This window comes from Rhizobium sp. 22-785-1 (assembly GCF_053521965.1).
The window spans coordinates 155612-170116 of the sequence record NZ_JBNWDI010000009.1 but is presented as its reverse complement, the minus strand read 5'-3'; the positions used below and the strand labels follow the sequence as shown (position 1 = coordinate 170116).

Below are 14505 nucleotides of genomic sequence, written 5' to 3'. Positions count from 1 at the left end.
CCTTGAAAACATGGATCCTCGGGTCAAGCCCGAGGATGACGGAGATTGGGGTGGGCTTGCCGCCCTATAACTAAGCTCAGGCGTGCGCCGAACCAATCTCTTCACGCAAAAAGCTGTCCACCCTGTTACACCCGCACATCCCCCCGATAGACATTCGGCGTCGTCCCGGTCAGCCGCCCGAAAATCTTGCGGAAGGCGGCGGGGTCGGTATAGCCGACGGACCAGGCGATGGATTCAATCGAGCCGTTGGTGGTTTCGAGCAACTGCCGCGCCTTCATGATGCGGACATTCTGATGATACTCTGTCAGCTTCAGTTTTGTGGCGCGGAAGAAGCGGCGTTGCAGGGTACGCTCGGAGAGGTTGACGCTGTCGGCCAGTTCGCTGACGCTCTTTTGCAGTTCCGGCGTGGCGTGGAACTGGTGCTGGATTTGCAGCACCTCGCGGTCGCCATGATCGAAGCGCGGCAGGAAGGCCTTGTAGCGGGCTTGGCTGGCACGCGGCGGATCGACGATCAGGAAGCGGGCCGTCTCCAGCATCACCGTCTGGCCGAGAAGCTTTTCGACCAGCAGCAGTCCAAGATCGGCCCAGGCGAGAATCCCGCCCGCGGTGATCACGTCGCCATCATCGATGATCATGTTGTCAGGCGCCACATCGATCCCCGGGAAGCGCTCCGACAGCGTATCGGCAAAGGCCCAGTGGGTGGTGGCGCGCCGTCCGTTGATGAGGCCGGTTTCGGCCAGCACGAAAGCGCCCGCGCAGATCGAGCAGACCGTGACACCCTGCGCGTGTTGCTCTGACAGCCACTGCGAGGCAGGCGTCATGCTCTGCATCTTCTCCGGCATGACGATGCTGGGCGGTGCGATGACGTAGCGCAGCGCATGGGGTTCGCCCGGATGGGAGTCCCAGATGCAAGCGACCGTCTCATCGTCCATCTTCCAGTGGCTGATACGGATGCTACCTTCACCGGCGCGGCCTTCCAGCCTCATGGCCCAACTGGAGGCGATGCTGAAGAGATCGGTCAGTCCGTAGATCGCGGCCAACTGACAGTCGGGATAGATGAGTAGCGCAATTTCGATTGTGCTGATATTCGTATCGACGGTCTTCGGCGCCTCCGTCTCATCACCCATTTCCAGTTTTTGCATTCTTGTCACTTTTGCCTTTTATAAAGTCATTTGCGCCACGTGTTTTGTGTAGAGCATGGCGCTAGGTTGTTCAAGTCAACAGCAACAAGACAGGCACTGACAGGAGAGTGTGATGACGGACTTGAAGACGACCACCGATGCCCACCGCCTTTCTGTGTCAAGACGTTCGGTCTTGATCGGAAGCGCGGTCCTTGCAGGTGCCGCACTCTCGCCATTCGCTTTTTCACCCGCTTATGCAGCAACCAATACAGCACAAGGAGATATCACCATGGGTTATGTTACCACCAAAGACGGCGTGCAGATCTTCTACAAGGACTGGGGTCCGAAGGACGCGCAGCCGATCGTTTTCCACCACGGCTGGCCGCTGTCTTCCGACGACTGGGACGCGCAGATGCTTTTCTTCCTCTCCAAGGGTTACCGCGTCGTGGCGCATGACCGTCGCGGGCATGGCCGCTCCGAGCAGGTGTCCGAGGGTCACGATATGGACCACTATGCAGCCGACGCCTTTGCCGTCGTCGAAGCGCTGGACCTGAAGAACGCCATCCATATCGGCCATTCCACCGGCGGCGGCGAAGTTGCCCGTTACGTTGCCAAGCATGGCGAACCGGCAGGGCGCGTTGCCAAGGCGGTTCTGGTTTCCGCAGTTCCGCCGATCATGGTCAAGACCGCCGCCAACCCGGAAGGTCTGCCGATGGAGGTCTTCGATGGTTTCCGTTCCGCGCTTGCCGCCAACCGCGCGCAGTTCTTCCGCGATGTTCCGGCTGGTCCCTTCTACGGCTTCAACCGCGACGGTGCCGAGGTGCATGAAGGCGTGATCCAGAACTGGTGGCGTCAAGGCATGATGGGTGGCTCGAAGGCCCATTACGATGGCATCAAGGCTTTCTCCGAAACCGATCAGACGGAAGACTTGAAAAACATCAGCGTCCCGACGCTGGTTCTGCATGGTGAAGACGACCAGATCGTTCCGATTGCGGATTCGGCCCACAAGTCGATCAAGCTTCTGAAGAACGGTGAATTGAAGACCTATCCTGGCTTCTCGCATGGCATGCTGACGGTGAACGCCGATGTCTTGAATGCCGATCTTCTGGCATTCGCCAAGAAGTAAACAAGCTCAAAAGCCGCTGGCCGGGCGCAAACGCTCGGCCAGCGGCTTTTTCACTCATGGGCTGTCTGCCACAGAAAGATTTCCGATAGTTACATTTCTGTGCCTTCTTGTGTGCGCCGCAACAAAACCTATCTGTGTTGGCGTTTCAAAAGGGGCTTCAGACCGCGCAGTGACGCGCATGGCTGGCCCGCCAAGGAGTTTTTATGCTGATCGATAAATTGAACTGGCGTTATGCCACGAAGAAGATGGACCCTGCCAAGGCTGTGTCCGAGGACAAGGTGGACCGCATCATCGAGGCGGCGCGTCTGGCTCCGACGTCCAGCGGCCTGCAGCCCTTCGAAATCATCGTCGTCACCAATCCGGACGTTCGCGCCAAAATCCAGGAGATCGCCTGGAACCAGGCGCAGATCACCGATGGTTCGCATCTCTTGGTCTTCGCCGCCTGGGACAATTACACGCCAGAGCGCATCAACCACATGTTCGATCTGACGAACGAAGAGCGCGGCTTCAAGAACGAAGGCTGGGAGAAGTACCGTCAGTCCCTTCTCGACAGCTATCCGAAACGCGACCCCGAGGTTAATTTCGAGCACGCCGCTCGTCAGGCCTATATCGGCTTCGGCATGGCCGTCGCACAGGCTGCCTTCGAAGGTGTGGATGCAACGCCGATGGAAGGCTTCGATCCCGCCAAGCTGGACGAGATCCTCGGTCTTCGCGAAAAGGGTCTGCGCTCGGTGACGATCCTGCCGCTCGGCTATCGTCAGGAAGAGGGCGACTGGCTGGTCAATCTGAAGAAGATCCGCCGTCCGCTGGATCAGTTCGTCTCGAAGGTAGAGTGACCGGATTTCGGCTTTTCGGGCAGATTTTTCCGCCATTCGCGGATAATTGAAATATCCTGCCTATAAAATGGTATCGCATACGGGCATGTATGCGATACACAAATGGCTTACACGCTATGTCCTCCACGGACTTCGGCGGAAAGCCATCACCCTTGGAAAGTCGACCATGCTCTCAGATGTCTTTCATTGTCGAATGTGCCAGATGGCGGCATGACCGGTTGTGGCCCGATGGGCCGTTTGCCGCAATGAAAAGACGCAACTCCTCAAGAGCAATGGCATGAATTCCGAAATTTCAAAGAGCGCAGAGCGCTCGGTCCCGACATCGACAGCCGACCCGATGGTGGTCTTCGATGCCGTCACCAAGACCTTTGGTGGCAGCGGCAGCCAGCCTGCCTTTACGGCGCTGGCGGGCGTCGATTTCATCGTTCCGCGCGGTGGCATATCCGGCATTATCGGCCGTTCGGGTGCCGGCAAATCCACCATGATCCGCCTCGTCAACGGGCTGGAACGCCCGACGTCGGGCAAGGTGGTGGTGGATGGCGTCGATGTCGGCGCGCTGGACGAGAGCGGCTTGCGCACCCTTCGCCGTTCCGTCGGCATGATCTTCCAGCATTTCAACCTGCTGTCGTCGCGTACCGCTTATGACAATGTCGCGCTGCCGCTGGAAATTTCCGGCGTCTCGAAGGAGGACATCAAGCGCAAGGTCGGGCCGCTGCTCGATCTGGTCGGGCTGGGTGACAAGGCAAAGCGCTATCCGGCGGAGCTTTCCGGCGGGCAGAAGCAGCGTGTGGGCATAGCGCGTGCGCTTGCCACCGAGCCGAAGCTGCTGCTCTCCGACGAGGCGACGTCCGCGCTCGACCCTGAGACGACACAATCGATCCTGGAACTGTTGAAGCGCATCAATGCCGAACTCGGACTGACCGTGCTGCTCATCACCCATGAGATGGAAGTGGTGAAGACCATTGCCTCGCAGGTTGCCGTCATCGACAAGGGCCTGATCGTCGAGCAGGGCTCCACCTTCGATATCTTCACGAACCCGCGCCATGAAACGACCCGCAGCCTGTTGTCGTCCGCCGTCGGCGTCAAGCTGCCGCATTGGGTGACCTCCGGCCTGAAGAGCGAACCGGGGGGCCTCAGTGACCGCATTCTGGTGCGCCTCGTTTTCTTCGGCGATACGGCCTTCCAGCCGCTTACCGCCCGTCTCGTCAACGAGATCGGCCCGGATGTGAATATTCTGGCCGGAACCATCGAAGAGATCGCCGGTGCGCCCTTCGGCTCGCTGGTCGTCTCTTATCCCGCAAGGCCGGATGTGCTGGCGCGGGCCAAACGCGTCTACGACGAAACGGGTCTGACGACGGAGGTGCTTGGCTATGTCGCCTGATATGCTGTTCAACATTCTCCTCAAGGGCCTGATCCAGACGCTGCATATGGTGGCGGTGTCCGGCATCGTCGGTTCGCTGCTTGGTTTGCCCATCGGCATCTTCCTTGCCACCAGCGGCAAGGGCGAACTGTTCGAAGCGCCGATGGCAAACCGCATCATCGGCTTCATCGTCAATGCGGCGCGCTCCACACCCTTCATCATTCTGGTGGTGGCGATCATTCCCTTCACCCGACTGGTCGCCGGAACCTCGATCGGTACCAATGCCGCCATCGTGCCGCTGACAGTGGCCACCGTGCCCTTCATAGCACGACTGGTGGAAGCGGCCATCCGCGAGGTGGACAAGGGGCTGATCGAGGCAGCGCGTGCCATGGGAGCCACACCGCTCCAGATCGTCACCAAGGTGCTTCTGGCCGAAGCCAAGCCCGGCATCACGCTGGCGCTGACGCTGACACTCGTCAGCCTCATCGGTTACTCGGCGATGGTCGGTGCGGTCGGCGGCGGCGGGCTTGGGGACCTCGGCATTCGCTACGGCTACCAGCGCTTCATGCCGGATGTGATGCTGGCGGTGGTCGTCGTTCTCATCGTGCTGGTGCAGCTGGTGCAGAGCGCCGGTGACGCGCTCGCCCGCAGCTTCGACAAACGCAACCGCAAGAATTGACATTCAACATGCGGGGGTTCGCCCCACGCTCAAGAGATAACAAACTAAAGGAGACACCTCATGAAAAAGCTTATCATCGCTGCTTCTCTCGCAGCACTGTTTGCCGGCAGCGCGCTGGCGGAAACCATCAAGATCGGCGTCACGCCTGCCGAACATGCGCAGATCATGGAGCAGGTGAAGAAGGTTGCCGCGGCCAAGGGTCTCGACATCGACATCCTCGAATTCTCCGACTACGTCGTGCCGAACCAGGCGCTGGCCGATGGCGAGCTGCAGGCCAACTCCTTCCAGCACCAGCCTTACCTCGACAATCAGATCGCTGATCGCAAGTTCGATCTCGTCAGCGTCGGCACCACCATCACCACGCCGATGGGCGTCTACTCCAAGAAGGTGAAGAGCCTCGACGAGCTGAAGGATGGCGCGACCGTCGGCATTCCCAACGACCCGACCAATGGCGGCCGCGCACTTCTGGTGCTGGCGTCCAAGGGGTTGATCAAGGTGAATGAAGCTGTTGGCCTCAAGGTCACGCCAGCCGACATTACCGAGAACCCGAAGAACATCCAGATCGTCGAACTGGATGCCGCACAGCTGCCGCGCTCGCTGGATGATACCGATGCATCGGTGATCAACACCAACTACGCAACGGCTGCCGGTCTGAACCCGAAGAAGGATTCGATCGCCATCGAAAGCGAAAAGTCTCCCTATGCGAATGTGATTGCCGTGCGCGCGGAAGACAAGGACAAGCCTTGGGTCAAGACGCTGGTCGAATCCTACCACAGCCCGGAAGTGAAGAGCTTCATTCTTGAGAAGTATAACGGCACCGTCATCCCGTCCTGGTAACAGGCTGTCCTAAGGTCGCGATCAGTCGATTGCTGATGGCATGGCCGCCCTTGCGATGACGTGTAGAAAATCGCCCCTTCCGCAACCGCCGAAGGGGCTTTTTCTTGCGCAGGTGGCAGAATTGTACGTTTTGTACCAAGTTTCTGCGCGCGCCCTTAATCTCTTTTGAATGTTTCGCCCGCACCATGGCCTTTTAAGAGAGTGTGCAAGTACGTTTAGTGTGGGGCAGGGCAGCATGAGGATGATCGGCAGGAGATCTGCGGTTGCAGGTGTTCTTTTCGCCTTTGCGCTGATCGTCATCCTGATCACAGCGCTCGTTCTATCGGCGCTCACCAATGTCACACAGATGGCCAACCGGCTCGACGAGGAACGGTCTCTCCAGACGGCACGCGGTGCGCTGTCCACGTTTGTGCAGCAGCTCGGTGCGACGCTGAATGATTACGCTGCCTGGGACGATGCCGCCCGTTTTGTGTATGCGGCCGATGGCGCTGACTGGATCATCAGCAATTACGGCAACATGACCGTCAATAGCGAGCTATTCGATACCGCGGTCGTTCTGGACGATCGGGACGGCGTGCTGCTGGCCTATCAGAATGGCGCGCCTGCACCCTGGAGCGTCGGCTCCTATTTCGGTGCCAGCATTTCTGAAATGATCAACCGGATCCGCAATGCTGGACCCGGAACCAAGCCCGAAATGGCTGGCTTCATCCGCACGCGTGATGGCATTGCCGCCGCCGGTGTGGCGCTGGTGCGCAAGAAATCCGGTGAGCTCGATCCCGCGCTCGGCAAGCGCTATCTGGTTTTCGTTCGCCATCTGACAAATGAGAAGGTTGGTAAGCTCGGCCAGACCTATCTGGTCAACGGGCTGTCGCTCAATACTGGCCTTGCGGCCACGCCCTATTACGTCGATATCGTCGATGCGCACGGCGAAATCCTCGGCAAGCTCACCTGGACATCGATCATGCCCGGCGATGTCAGCCTCAATGAGGTGCGCCCGCGGGTGTTGACTGCCTTTGCCATTGTCGGCGTCTTCTTCCTGGTGCTCTTCGTTTTTGGCCTTGCCGTCATCCGCAGGCTCAGACGGGAGGAAGCGGTCATGCGCGAAGAGCTTCTGGTCGATCGCTTGAGCGGGCTCCATAATCGCCCCGGCCTATTTGACGGTCTGAAGCGCATGACCGAGATGGCGAGTGCGGACGGCTCCTATGTGAAGCTCATCTATCTCGACCTTGATGGCTTCAAGGATGTGAACGATTCCTTCGGCCACGAGGTGGGCGACCTCCTTATCAAGGCCTTTGCCGCAGCACTCAGGGTTCTTGCCCCCCGCGACGCTCTGCTGGCGCGCCTTGGCGGTGATGAGTTTGCGATTGCCTTTCAAGGTCCCAACGCCCGCATCGAGGGACGCATGTTCTGCGAAGCGCTTCTGGAACTCGTTTCCGAACCCTTCATGCTGGGCGATCGCGTCGCCGCAATCGGCTGCAGCATCGGCATGTCCGTCTCCAAGGGTGGCGATATCAATGGCGAAGAACTGCTGCGGCGGGCAGATATGGCCATGTATGAGGCGAAGGAAGGTGGCGGCGGACGCTACTTTGCCTACCAGGCCGATCTCGACGCGCGCCGCGAAGAGCGCAAGCAGCTGGAAGCTGACCTGAAATACGGCATCGACAATCACGAAATCCGCGTCGCCTTCCAACCTGTGGTCAACACGCTGACCCGCCGCATCGTCGGGGTGGAGGCACTCGCCCGCTGGGATCGCCCAGGCTACGGCCCGGTCTCCCCGGATCTGTTCATTGCCGCTGCGGAATCGAGTGGGCTGATCGACAAGCTCGGCATACAGGTCATGCGCACGGCGCTCAAAGAAGCGGCCGCATGGCCGGACCTGAAGATCGCCGTCAACATCTCCCCCGTCCAGTTCCGCAATCCCGCCTTTGCCGGACACGTGGTGCAGCTGCTGGAAGAAACGGGCATTGCTCCCGAGCGGGTGATGCTGGAAATGACCGAAGGCTATTTCATCCACCACCCGGAGCGTGCGCAGGCGGCTATCGAAAAGCTGCAGCAGATCGGGGTCAGCATCGCGCTTGACGATTTCGGCTCGGGCTTTGCCAGCACCGGCTATCTACGCCGCTTCGGCTTCGACCGCATGAAGATCGACAAGTCGCTGGTCGAGGCGCTCGACGAAGGCGGGCGATCCTTGGAAATGCTCACCGCCACCGTGGCGCTCGCCCGCTCACTCGGCATTCCGGTGACGGCAGAAGGTATCGAAACCGAAGACCAGGCCGTGATTCTGCAGATCTGCGGCTGTGACGAGCTTCAGGGCTATCTCTTCTCCAAGCCGCTCTATGCCGCAGGCATTCACCAATTGCTCGCACAGCAGAATGCGCCGCTGGAGCAACTAAAGGCGTCCTAAAGCGTGTCTTCTTATGCCGTTGTGGCAAGATCGCTAAACAGTTTCGCGCTCACCGAGCTTCAAGCTGGTTGGTGACTATCGTCCCAGATGCTTTTCGCCACGCTTCTTGGCGATATCGATCTGCTTCTGGCGGTCGCGGAAGCGTTGGCGGTCTTCTTCGGTGCGGTCGTGGTAGCAGCTCGGGCAGGACACGCCTTCTTCGAAGAGCGGCGACAGGCGCACCTCTTCGGTGATCGGGTTGCGGCAGGCATGGCAAAGCTGATGGTCGCCTTCGGCAAGGCCGTGGACGACGGAGACACGCTCATCGAAGACGAAGCAGGCGCCTTCCCACAGGCTTTCTTCTTCCGGCACCTCTTCCAGATATTTCAGAATGCCGCCTTTGAGGTGGAAGACATCTTCAAAACCCTGTTCCTTCATGAAGGCCGTGGCCTTTTCGCAGCGAATGCCGCCGGTGCAATACATGGCGATCTTCGGCTTGTTGTGCAGGCCGGGATTGTTCTTCACCCAATCGGGAAACTCGCGAAACGTCTTGGTCTGCGGATCGACCGCGCCCTTGAAGAGGCCAATCGCCGTTTCGTAATCATTGCGCGTATCGATGACGATGGTGTCGGGGTCGGAGATCAGCGCGTTCCAGTCTTTCGGATCGACATAGGTCCCGACGATCCGGTTGGGATCGATATCCGGCACACCCATGGTGACGATTTCCTTCTTCAGCTTCACCTTCATGCGCACGAAAGGCATTTTCGACGCGCGGCTTTCCTTGTGCTCCAGGCTCGCAAATTCCGGCTGGGCGCGAAGATAGGCAAGCACGGTCTTCACACCTGCATCCGTGCCGGCAATCGTGCCGTTGATGCCTTCCGCCGCCAGAAGCAGCGTGCCCTTCACACCCTGTTCCTGGCAGAGCTTGAAGAGCGGATCGCGCACGCTCTCAAACCGCGGGAAGCGGGCGAAGTGGTACAGCGCTGCCACGAGGAAATCGCCAGCGGCACCGGAGAGGGGGGAACTGGAGGACGTCGCCTCGGCGGTAGCGTCCGGGCGGAAGGATGTCGTGTTGTCGGTCATGGGCGCTGAAATACAGCCATCCGGGCGTTGTTGCAATCCTGATTGCGCCCGATTTGCTTGGGGTCCGCGCAAGTTCACAGAGCTGGTCAAGAAAGCCATGGGTCGGACTCTGGCAAGTATCCAATCTCTTTGCTCCATTGATGTGGCCGAAAAATTCGTACCTTCTGTACGATTTCGATTGAATCTCGGACAAAAATGTCCGAAAATCGAAATCCACACAGGGAGCAAAAATGAAGCGCGAGCAGTTTCTTCGAGAGCTTCGCAAGATCGCCAAAGACAGGCAACTCCACTTGGAGATTTTCGAAGACAAGGGAAAAGGTTCGCACTATCGGGTAAAGCTCAATGGCAAGATGACAACCATCAAGTCCGGTGAACTCACGCCCACTTATGTGCGACTGGTGAGAAAGCAGCTTGGCATCGATTGATGCAGCGCCCCGTCAGTCGGACTGCGCACGAAGGAAGTTGAGGAACGCATGTTGTTCAAATACATAGCGACTATCGAAGACGATCCGGATGGCGGTTTCGTTGTGACCTTCGCAGATGTGCCGGAAGCCATCACCGCGGGTGAGACGAGAGAGGAAGCGCTGACCAATGCGCGGGAAGCGCTGGGTCTTGCCCTTCGTGGCATCCTTCAGGACGGTGGCAACCTTCCTGAGCCGGCGGTAAAGCAAGGAACGCCGGTGTCTGTCGAAGCGGATGTTGCGCTCAAGCTGGGCGTGATCCAGGCATTCAAGTCGTCGGGTATATCCAAAAGCGAGTTGGCGCGCCGCATCGGCAGGGAAGAGAAGGAAGCACGCAGAATTCTCGATCCCGATCACGCCACCAAGATCGGTCTGCTTCAAGAGGCCTTGCACGTGCTGGGTATGGAAGTGACCGTTTCCGTTCAGCGTGCGGCATAAATCAACCGGATCGCCATCTTCGGTAGCGAAGGTCGAAAGCATTTGCGAGTGCTGGGTTCAGGCCTGGAAGCATCCGCCGCCCTATCGCGCCGCATGCTTCCACAAAAGCGCAACGATCTCCGCCTCGCGGCCTGCACTTTCGGCAAATACGTGATCGGCGAGTTTCAGGCTCTCTTCGCGCAGTGCCTGCTGCCGGTCGATGATGGCGTCAAGCAGCAAAGCGAGCGTTTCGCCACCTGCGAAGCTGTCCGGTTCTCGGTCGGCGAAGGCGGCGAGCACCGAGAGATCGTGTTCGTGGCCGAGCAGCTTTACCAGTTGCTTAGCCTCCGCCCTCTTGGCGCGCATGGCCGAAGGCCAGAGCTTTTGTAACAGCGCCAGATGCATCCAGTAGACCTGGCCGCTTTTGCGCAGGTCGTGAAAATACTCGTCATGGGCCTGTCCGTGACAGAGGCCAAGAGCGTCCAGCGCCTTTCGACGTTGCTTGCGCCAGGTCTTGCGGATCATCTTCAGCGCGGTTTTTTCGCTGTGGGAGAGCGACAGGGCCGAGAGCGCATCCCTGCCTTCTTTGCAGGATTGGATTGCGGCTTCGATCCGCTTTGGCAGATCGCCGTCTTCACCGGTCGTGGCATCGCGACGCTTGCTCAGCACCTCATGGGCGGCGGCCAGTGCATCGCGCTCGGCATCGGAGCGAGCGAAATCTTGCAGATAGGTGATGGTTTCCACCAGTGCCGCTGCGTCTCGCGCGGCTGACAGGGAGCGGGCGATATCGCGGAAGCGGGCGTTTTCCGTTTTGCGGAAATCCGTCGCCTCCTTTTCCAGGAAGCGATAGAGCGCCCGGATGCGCTTGAACCTCTTTCGCGCATCATGCACCGCACGGTCCGTTCCATCCGGCTGATCCTTCAACAGGGCGATGGCGTCGTCGATGAGTTCAAGTCCGGTGCGTTTGATCTCCTCGACGAAGGAGCGTGTCGGATCAATCCTGAAGGACATGGCGCAGCTCCAAGCTTAAATCTTCCATGGCCATGTGCTGGTTCGAATAGCGCCGGTCGCCGGTCACTTCCGGGCCGAGCCATGCGGGAAGGGCAGGGCGGTCGGTTTCCTGTTTCATCTCGACTTCTGCAACCACGAGGCCGTGATAGATGCCGTCAAAGACATCGACTTCCCAGACGAAGCCTTCGTGATCGACCGTGTAGCGGGTCTTTTCGATGACGATGCCGAGCGCTGCGGTGATCAGTTCGCGGGCGTCTTCGACGGTGATGGGGTATTCGTATTCGTCGCGCACAAGCGCACTGGTGCCGATCTTGATGGTGAGGCGGGCGTCGGTGTCGTCCATGATCCTGACGCGCACCGAGCGGTCTTCCATGGAGGCGACATAGGCTTGCTGGAAGGATTTCCGAGACGTCGTTTTGTGCCGCCACTCATCGCTGCGGACCAGAAACTTGCGTTCGATTTCTTTTGCCATTCAACACCCTGTGCTGTTTTGCCGGGACGGTAGACCAAGTGGTTGTCATGAAAAAGCAATAAATGAGAAATCGTTGCCTCGGCCTCGACAGGGGAGAATCGGCAGGTTATTTGAAAGCCCAATTTCAATCGGTTCAATCGCGGGAGATATCGCCATGGCCCAGGACTCCGAGAAACTTCTTTCCATCCTGAAACTTCAACCCGTGGTGCCGGTACTAATCGTGGAAGACGTGGCGTCTGCCGTGCCGCTGGCCCGCGCGCTTGTCGAAGGTGGCCTGAAGGCGATCGAGATTACCATGCGCACCCCCGTCGCACTCGATGCCATCCGCGCCGTTGCAAACGAAGTGGAAGGCGCGCATGTGGGCGCTGGCACCATTTTGAACGCCAAGGATTTCGATGCTGCGGCCAAGGCGGGCTCGACCTTCATCGTCAGCCCCGGCGTCAACAAGAGCGTGCTGGACGCGGCAGAGGGCTCAGACGTGCCGTTGCTTCCCGGTGCTGCCACCGCCAGCGAAGTCATGGTGCTGCGCGACGCGGGCTACAAGGTGCTGAAATTCTTCCCCGCCGAGCAGGCCGGTGGCGCGCCTTACTTGAAGGCGCTTTCCTCTCCGCTCGCTGGTACCGTGTTCTGCCCAACCGGCAGCGTCTCGCTGAAGAACGCCAAGGACTATCTGTCATTGCCGAACGTCGTCTGTGTCGGCGGCTCCTGGGTTGCGCCGAAGGAACTGATTGCGGCAGGTGACTGGGCAGGCATCACCAAGCTTGCAGCCGAAGCGGCAGCGCTTCGCGGCTGATCCTTAACCTATGCCGTTCACGACGGCGTGATGACTGGCGCCAATTGCATTGGGCCGTACACTTCCTATCTCCTGTTTCGACATTGACGCAAACAGGAGATTTTGATGTTCGACGCGAAGAAGCTTCTCGACCAGTTTTTGGGTTCGCAGGTGCCTGGACTGTCCGGAAGCGTGCGGGACCGGGCAGGCCAAGCCGCAGAGATTGCGAAGAACAATCCGATGAAGGCCGGTGCGCTTGCTGCCGCCATTCTCGGCACCAAGACGGGGCGCAAGCTTGCGGGTAATGCTGCAGCCGTCGGGGGCCTTGCCGCCATTGCCGGTCTTGGTTATCTCGCTTACCGCAACTACCAGTCCGGCAAGTCGCCGCAGGCCGTGACCCAGCCGCAGCCCACGCAGGAGCTTTTGCCGCCGCCGGTCGATTCGCCCTTTCACCCACAATCGCCCGCTCTGTCCAACAGCTTTGCGTTGACGCTGGTTCAGGCGATGATTGCCGCCGCCAAGGCCGACGGTCATATCGACGCGAGCGAGCGGGCCAATATCATGGAGAAGGTCAAGATCTCCGGTCTCGACAATGAGGCGGAAGCCTTTATCGAGATGGAACTGGCCAATCCCCTGGATATCGATGCGCTGGTGGCTGCGGCAAGGACTGAAGAGCAGAAGGTGGAAATCTATACCGCCTCGCGTCTCACCATCGAGCCTGACAGCCGGGCAGAGCGCGGCTATCTAGATCTTCTCGCCGGTCGTCTCGGCCTGCCGGATGCGCTAGTGGAGCATATCGAAGCGACCGTCTCCGCCGCCAAGGTCTGATCGATCAAAATATTCCATATCAGAGGTCGGTTGTCTTTGATGGACAGCTGACCTATTCCTCTGGGTAGAACCGCTCAGGAGGAAACATGCGCGATCTCGGCCAGTTCAAAGGATGTCCAGCACCGCAGCCGGTGACGCTTGAAGGCCGGTTCGTGACAGCCGTCCCCTTTGATCGGGCAGCGCACCAGCAGGCGCTGTGGGATGCGCTTGGCGGGCTCGGCACCAATGAGCTGATCAAGTATTTTCCGAATGAGCCCTTTGCCGATGCGGCTGCCTTCAGCGACTGGATCGAGGGGATGGCGACGAGCTTCCAATGGGTGACGCTGGTTTTCATCGAGAACGCCACGAAGGAGGTCGTCGGCATGGCGACCTATATGCGCCCCGATCCGAAGAATGGCGTGGTCGAAGTGGGCTCGGTGGCGCACGGACCGAAGATGAAGCGCTCGCCGCTTGCCACCGAAGCCCATTACCTGATGGCGCGGCATGTTTTCGACGATCTCGGCTATCGCCGCTACGAGTGGAAGTGCCACAATGAAAACGAGCCATCCAAGATCACGGCCAAACGCTATGGCTTCACCTTCGAGGGCGTCTTCCGCCAGCACATGATCTCAAAGGGCAAGAACCGCGATACGGCATGGTTCTCGATGATCGACAGCGAATGGCCGGTGATCCGTGAGGCCTTCGAGGCATGGCTTTCGCCCGACAACTTCAACGAGGACGGAACGCAAAAGCGCAAGCTCGAGGATATTCGCGCAACGTTTGCTGCCGGGGTTGTCCTATGAGCGGGAACGATACGAAGTCTGCGGCCATCGCCGCCCTCGCCATCATTCTTGGCTTTGGATTTCTGTTCTACATCATGCCCAAGATCACCTTGTGGCTGGCAAACACCTATTCGGTCTGGGTGGCAGCGGCCTTCGATATCGCCGCGGTGCTCGCCTTCTTCCTGGTATTCTGGCTTCGGGCGCGACACCAGCGCCGGGGCTGAGCGACTGGCGCGACCGCGCCGTCATTGCCTAAAAAATCTGCTCTCAGCTTCTTTTTTGCACCTTCTTTCGGCGCAATTCCAAATGATATATAGCGGCGGCATTTCAGATGCCGCCTTATATCCTTTGGTGATTT

General features: G+C 59.2%; 16 protein-coding genes. 12 read left to right on the top strand and 4 right to left on the bottom strand.

The annotated features are described in order from the left end of the window. Window positions 1-125: 125 nt before the first annotated feature. Window positions 126-1142, bottom strand: coding sequence for a GlxA family transcriptional regulator (locus ACQZ5M_RS18050; protein WP_449080426.1), 1017 nt, complete (start codon window positions 1140-1142; stop codon window positions 126-128). A gap of 268 nt (window positions 1143-1410) precedes the next feature. Between ACQZ5M_RS18050 and ACQZ5M_RS18045 the strand changes: the two genes are divergently transcribed. The 6 genes from ACQZ5M_RS18045 to ACQZ5M_RS18020 all read left to right on the top strand — a co-directional run bounded on the left by ACQZ5M_RS18045 (window position 1411) and on the right by ACQZ5M_RS18020 (window position 8363). Beyond that, window positions 1411-2247 (top strand): alpha/beta fold hydrolase, encoded by an 837-nt coding sequence (locus ACQZ5M_RS18045; RefSeq protein ID WP_296014484.1) that lies wholly within the window; start codon window positions 1411-1413, stop codon window positions 2245-2247. 203 nt (window positions 2248-2450) lie between these two features. Next, window positions 2451-3083, top strand: coding sequence for an NAD(P)H-dependent oxidoreductase (locus ACQZ5M_RS18040; RefSeq protein WP_111849305.1), 633 nt, complete (start codon window positions 2451-2453; stop codon window positions 3081-3083). 337 nt (window positions 3084-3420) lie between these two features. Further along, the gene (locus ACQZ5M_RS18035; RefSeq protein ID WP_449080467.1) at window positions 3421-4464 is read left to right on the top strand and encodes a methionine ABC transporter ATP-binding protein; all 1044 of its coding nucleotides are present in this window, start codon (window positions 3421-3423) and stop codon (window positions 4462-4464) included. Beyond that, window positions 4454-5122, top strand: coding sequence for a methionine ABC transporter permease (locus ACQZ5M_RS18030; protein WP_111849307.1), 669 nt, complete (start codon window positions 4454-4456; stop codon window positions 5120-5122). Before ACQZ5M_RS18035 ends, ACQZ5M_RS18030 begins: the two co-directional genes overlap by 11 nt. A gap of 60 nt (window positions 5123-5182) precedes the next feature. Beyond that, window positions 5183-5959: a MetQ/NlpA family ABC transporter substrate-binding protein gene (locus ACQZ5M_RS18025; RefSeq protein ID WP_111849309.1), complete on the top strand. Its 777-nt coding sequence runs from the start codon at window positions 5183-5185 to the stop codon at window positions 5957-5959. Between the two features lie 169 nt (window positions 5960-6128). Next, a complete protein-coding gene (locus ACQZ5M_RS18020) occupies window positions 6129-8363 on the top strand; it encodes a putative bifunctional diguanylate cyclase/phosphodiesterase (RefSeq protein ID WP_449080425.1) in 2235 nt (744 codons plus the stop codon). A gap of 75 nt (window positions 8364-8438) precedes the next feature. Here the strand turns inward: ACQZ5M_RS18020 and trhO are convergent, their stop codons facing one another. After that, window positions 8439-9425 carry an oxygen-dependent tRNA uridine(34) hydroxylase TrhO gene (gene trhO / locus ACQZ5M_RS18015; protein ID WP_296078462.1) on the bottom strand — a complete coding sequence of 329 codons (987 nt, stop codon included), beginning with the start codon at window positions 9423-9425 and terminating at the stop codon, window positions 8439-8441. A gap of 230 nt (window positions 9426-9655) precedes the next feature. Here trhO and ACQZ5M_RS18010 point away from each other — a divergent pair, with 230 nt between their 5' ends. Next, the gene (locus ACQZ5M_RS18010) at window positions 9656-9850 is read left to right on the top strand and encodes a hypothetical protein (RefSeq protein WP_296078464.1); all 195 of its coding nucleotides are present in this window, start codon (window positions 9656-9658) and stop codon (window positions 9848-9850) included. 48 nt (window positions 9851-9898) lie between these two features. Then, window positions 9899-10324: a type II toxin-antitoxin system HicB family antitoxin gene (locus ACQZ5M_RS18005; protein WP_296078466.1), complete on the top strand. Its 426-nt coding sequence runs from the start codon at window positions 9899-9901 to the stop codon at window positions 10322-10324. 81 nt (window positions 10325-10405) lie between these two features. Here ACQZ5M_RS18005 and ACQZ5M_RS18000 read toward each other — a convergent pair whose 3' ends face one another. Both ACQZ5M_RS18000 and ACQZ5M_RS17995 read right to left on the bottom strand, forming a co-directional pair. Beyond that, a complete protein-coding gene (locus tag ACQZ5M_RS18000) occupies window positions 10406-11314 on the bottom strand; it encodes a CHAD domain-containing protein (RefSeq protein ID WP_296078468.1) in 909 nt (302 codons plus the stop codon). Beyond that, window positions 11298-11786, bottom strand: coding sequence for a CYTH domain-containing protein (locus ACQZ5M_RS17995; protein WP_296014416.1), 489 nt, complete (start codon window positions 11784-11786; stop codon window positions 11298-11300). The genes ACQZ5M_RS18000 and ACQZ5M_RS17995 overlap by 17 nt, the downstream gene beginning before the upstream one ends. A gap of 154 nt (window positions 11787-11940) precedes the next feature. Between ACQZ5M_RS17995 and ACQZ5M_RS17990 the strand changes: the two genes are divergently transcribed. From ACQZ5M_RS17990 to ACQZ5M_RS17975, 4 genes are all read left to right on the top strand, one after another. After that, a complete protein-coding gene (locus tag ACQZ5M_RS17990; RefSeq protein ID WP_296014414.1) occupies window positions 11941-12579 on the top strand; it encodes a 2-dehydro-3-deoxy-phosphogluconate aldolase in 639 nt (212 codons plus the stop codon). A 105-nt stretch (window positions 12580-12684) separates the two neighbouring features. Then, entirely contained in the window at window positions 12685-13386 is a 702-nt protein-coding gene (locus ACQZ5M_RS17985) for a tellurite resistance TerB family protein (RefSeq protein WP_296078474.1), read from the top strand. Window positions 13387-13472: 86 nt separating this feature from the next. Then, entirely contained in the window at window positions 13473-14168 is a 696-nt protein-coding gene (locus ACQZ5M_RS17980; protein ID WP_296078476.1) for a GNAT family N-acetyltransferase, read from the top strand. Continuing rightward, entirely contained in the window at window positions 14165-14371 is a 207-nt protein-coding gene (locus ACQZ5M_RS17975; protein WP_296014411.1) for a hypothetical protein, read from the top strand. The genes ACQZ5M_RS17980 and ACQZ5M_RS17975 overlap by 4 nt, the downstream gene beginning before the upstream one ends. Window positions 14372-14505: the final 134 nt, after the last annotated feature.

Bases quoted from the DNA above. Each gene is read 5' to 3' on its own strand.
- ACQZ5M_RS18050 (WP_449080426.1), bottom strand. From the start codon at position 1,142: ATGCAAAAACTGGAAATGGGTGATGAGACGGAGGCGCCGAAGACCGTC.
- ACQZ5M_RS18045 (WP_296014484.1), top strand. From the start codon at position 1,411: ATGGGTTATGTTACCACCAAAGACGGCGTGCAGATCTTCTACAAGGAC.
- ACQZ5M_RS18040 (WP_111849305.1), top strand. From the start codon at position 2,451: ATGCTGATCGATAAATTGAACTGGCGTTATGCCACGAAGAAGATGGAC.
- ACQZ5M_RS18035 (WP_449080467.1), top strand. From the start codon at position 3,421: ATGGTGGTCTTCGATGCCGTCACCAAGACCTTTGGTGGCAGCGGCAGC.
- ACQZ5M_RS18030 (WP_111849307.1), top strand. From the start codon at position 4,454: ATGTCGCCTGATATGCTGTTCAACATTCTCCTCAAGGGCCTGATCCAG.
- ACQZ5M_RS18025 (WP_111849309.1), top strand. From the start codon at position 5,183: ATGAAAAAGCTTATCATCGCTGCTTCTCTCGCAGCACTGTTTGCCGGC.
- ACQZ5M_RS18020 (WP_449080425.1), top strand. From the start codon at position 6,129: ATGTTTCGCCCGCACCATGGCCTTTTAAGAGAGTGTGCAAGTACGTTT.
- trhO (WP_296078462.1), bottom strand. From the start codon at position 9,425: ATGACCGACAACACGACATCCTTCCGCCCGGACGCTACCGCCGAGGCG.
- ACQZ5M_RS18010 (WP_296078464.1), top strand. From the start codon at position 9,656: ATGAAGCGCGAGCAGTTTCTTCGAGAGCTTCGCAAGATCGCCAAAGAC.
- ACQZ5M_RS18005 (WP_296078466.1), top strand. From the start codon at position 9,899: ATGTTGTTCAAATACATAGCGACTATCGAAGACGATCCGGATGGCGGT.
- ACQZ5M_RS18000 (WP_296078468.1), bottom strand. From the start codon at position 11,314: ATGTCCTTCAGGATTGATCCGACACGCTCCTTCGTCGAGGAGATCAAA.
- ACQZ5M_RS17995 (WP_296014416.1), bottom strand. From the start codon at position 11,786: ATGGCAAAAGAAATCGAACGCAAGTTTCTGGTCCGCAGCGATGAGTGG.
- ACQZ5M_RS17990 (WP_296014414.1), top strand. From the start codon at position 11,941: ATGGCCCAGGACTCCGAGAAACTTCTTTCCATCCTGAAACTTCAACCC.
- ACQZ5M_RS17985 (WP_296078474.1), top strand. From the start codon at position 12,685: ATGTTCGACGCGAAGAAGCTTCTCGACCAGTTTTTGGGTTCGCAGGTG.
- ACQZ5M_RS17980 (WP_296078476.1), top strand. From the start codon at position 13,473: ATGCGCGATCTCGGCCAGTTCAAAGGATGTCCAGCACCGCAGCCGGTG.
- ACQZ5M_RS17975 (WP_296014411.1), top strand. From the start codon at position 14,165: ATGAGCGGGAACGATACGAAGTCTGCGGCCATCGCCGCCCTCGCCATC.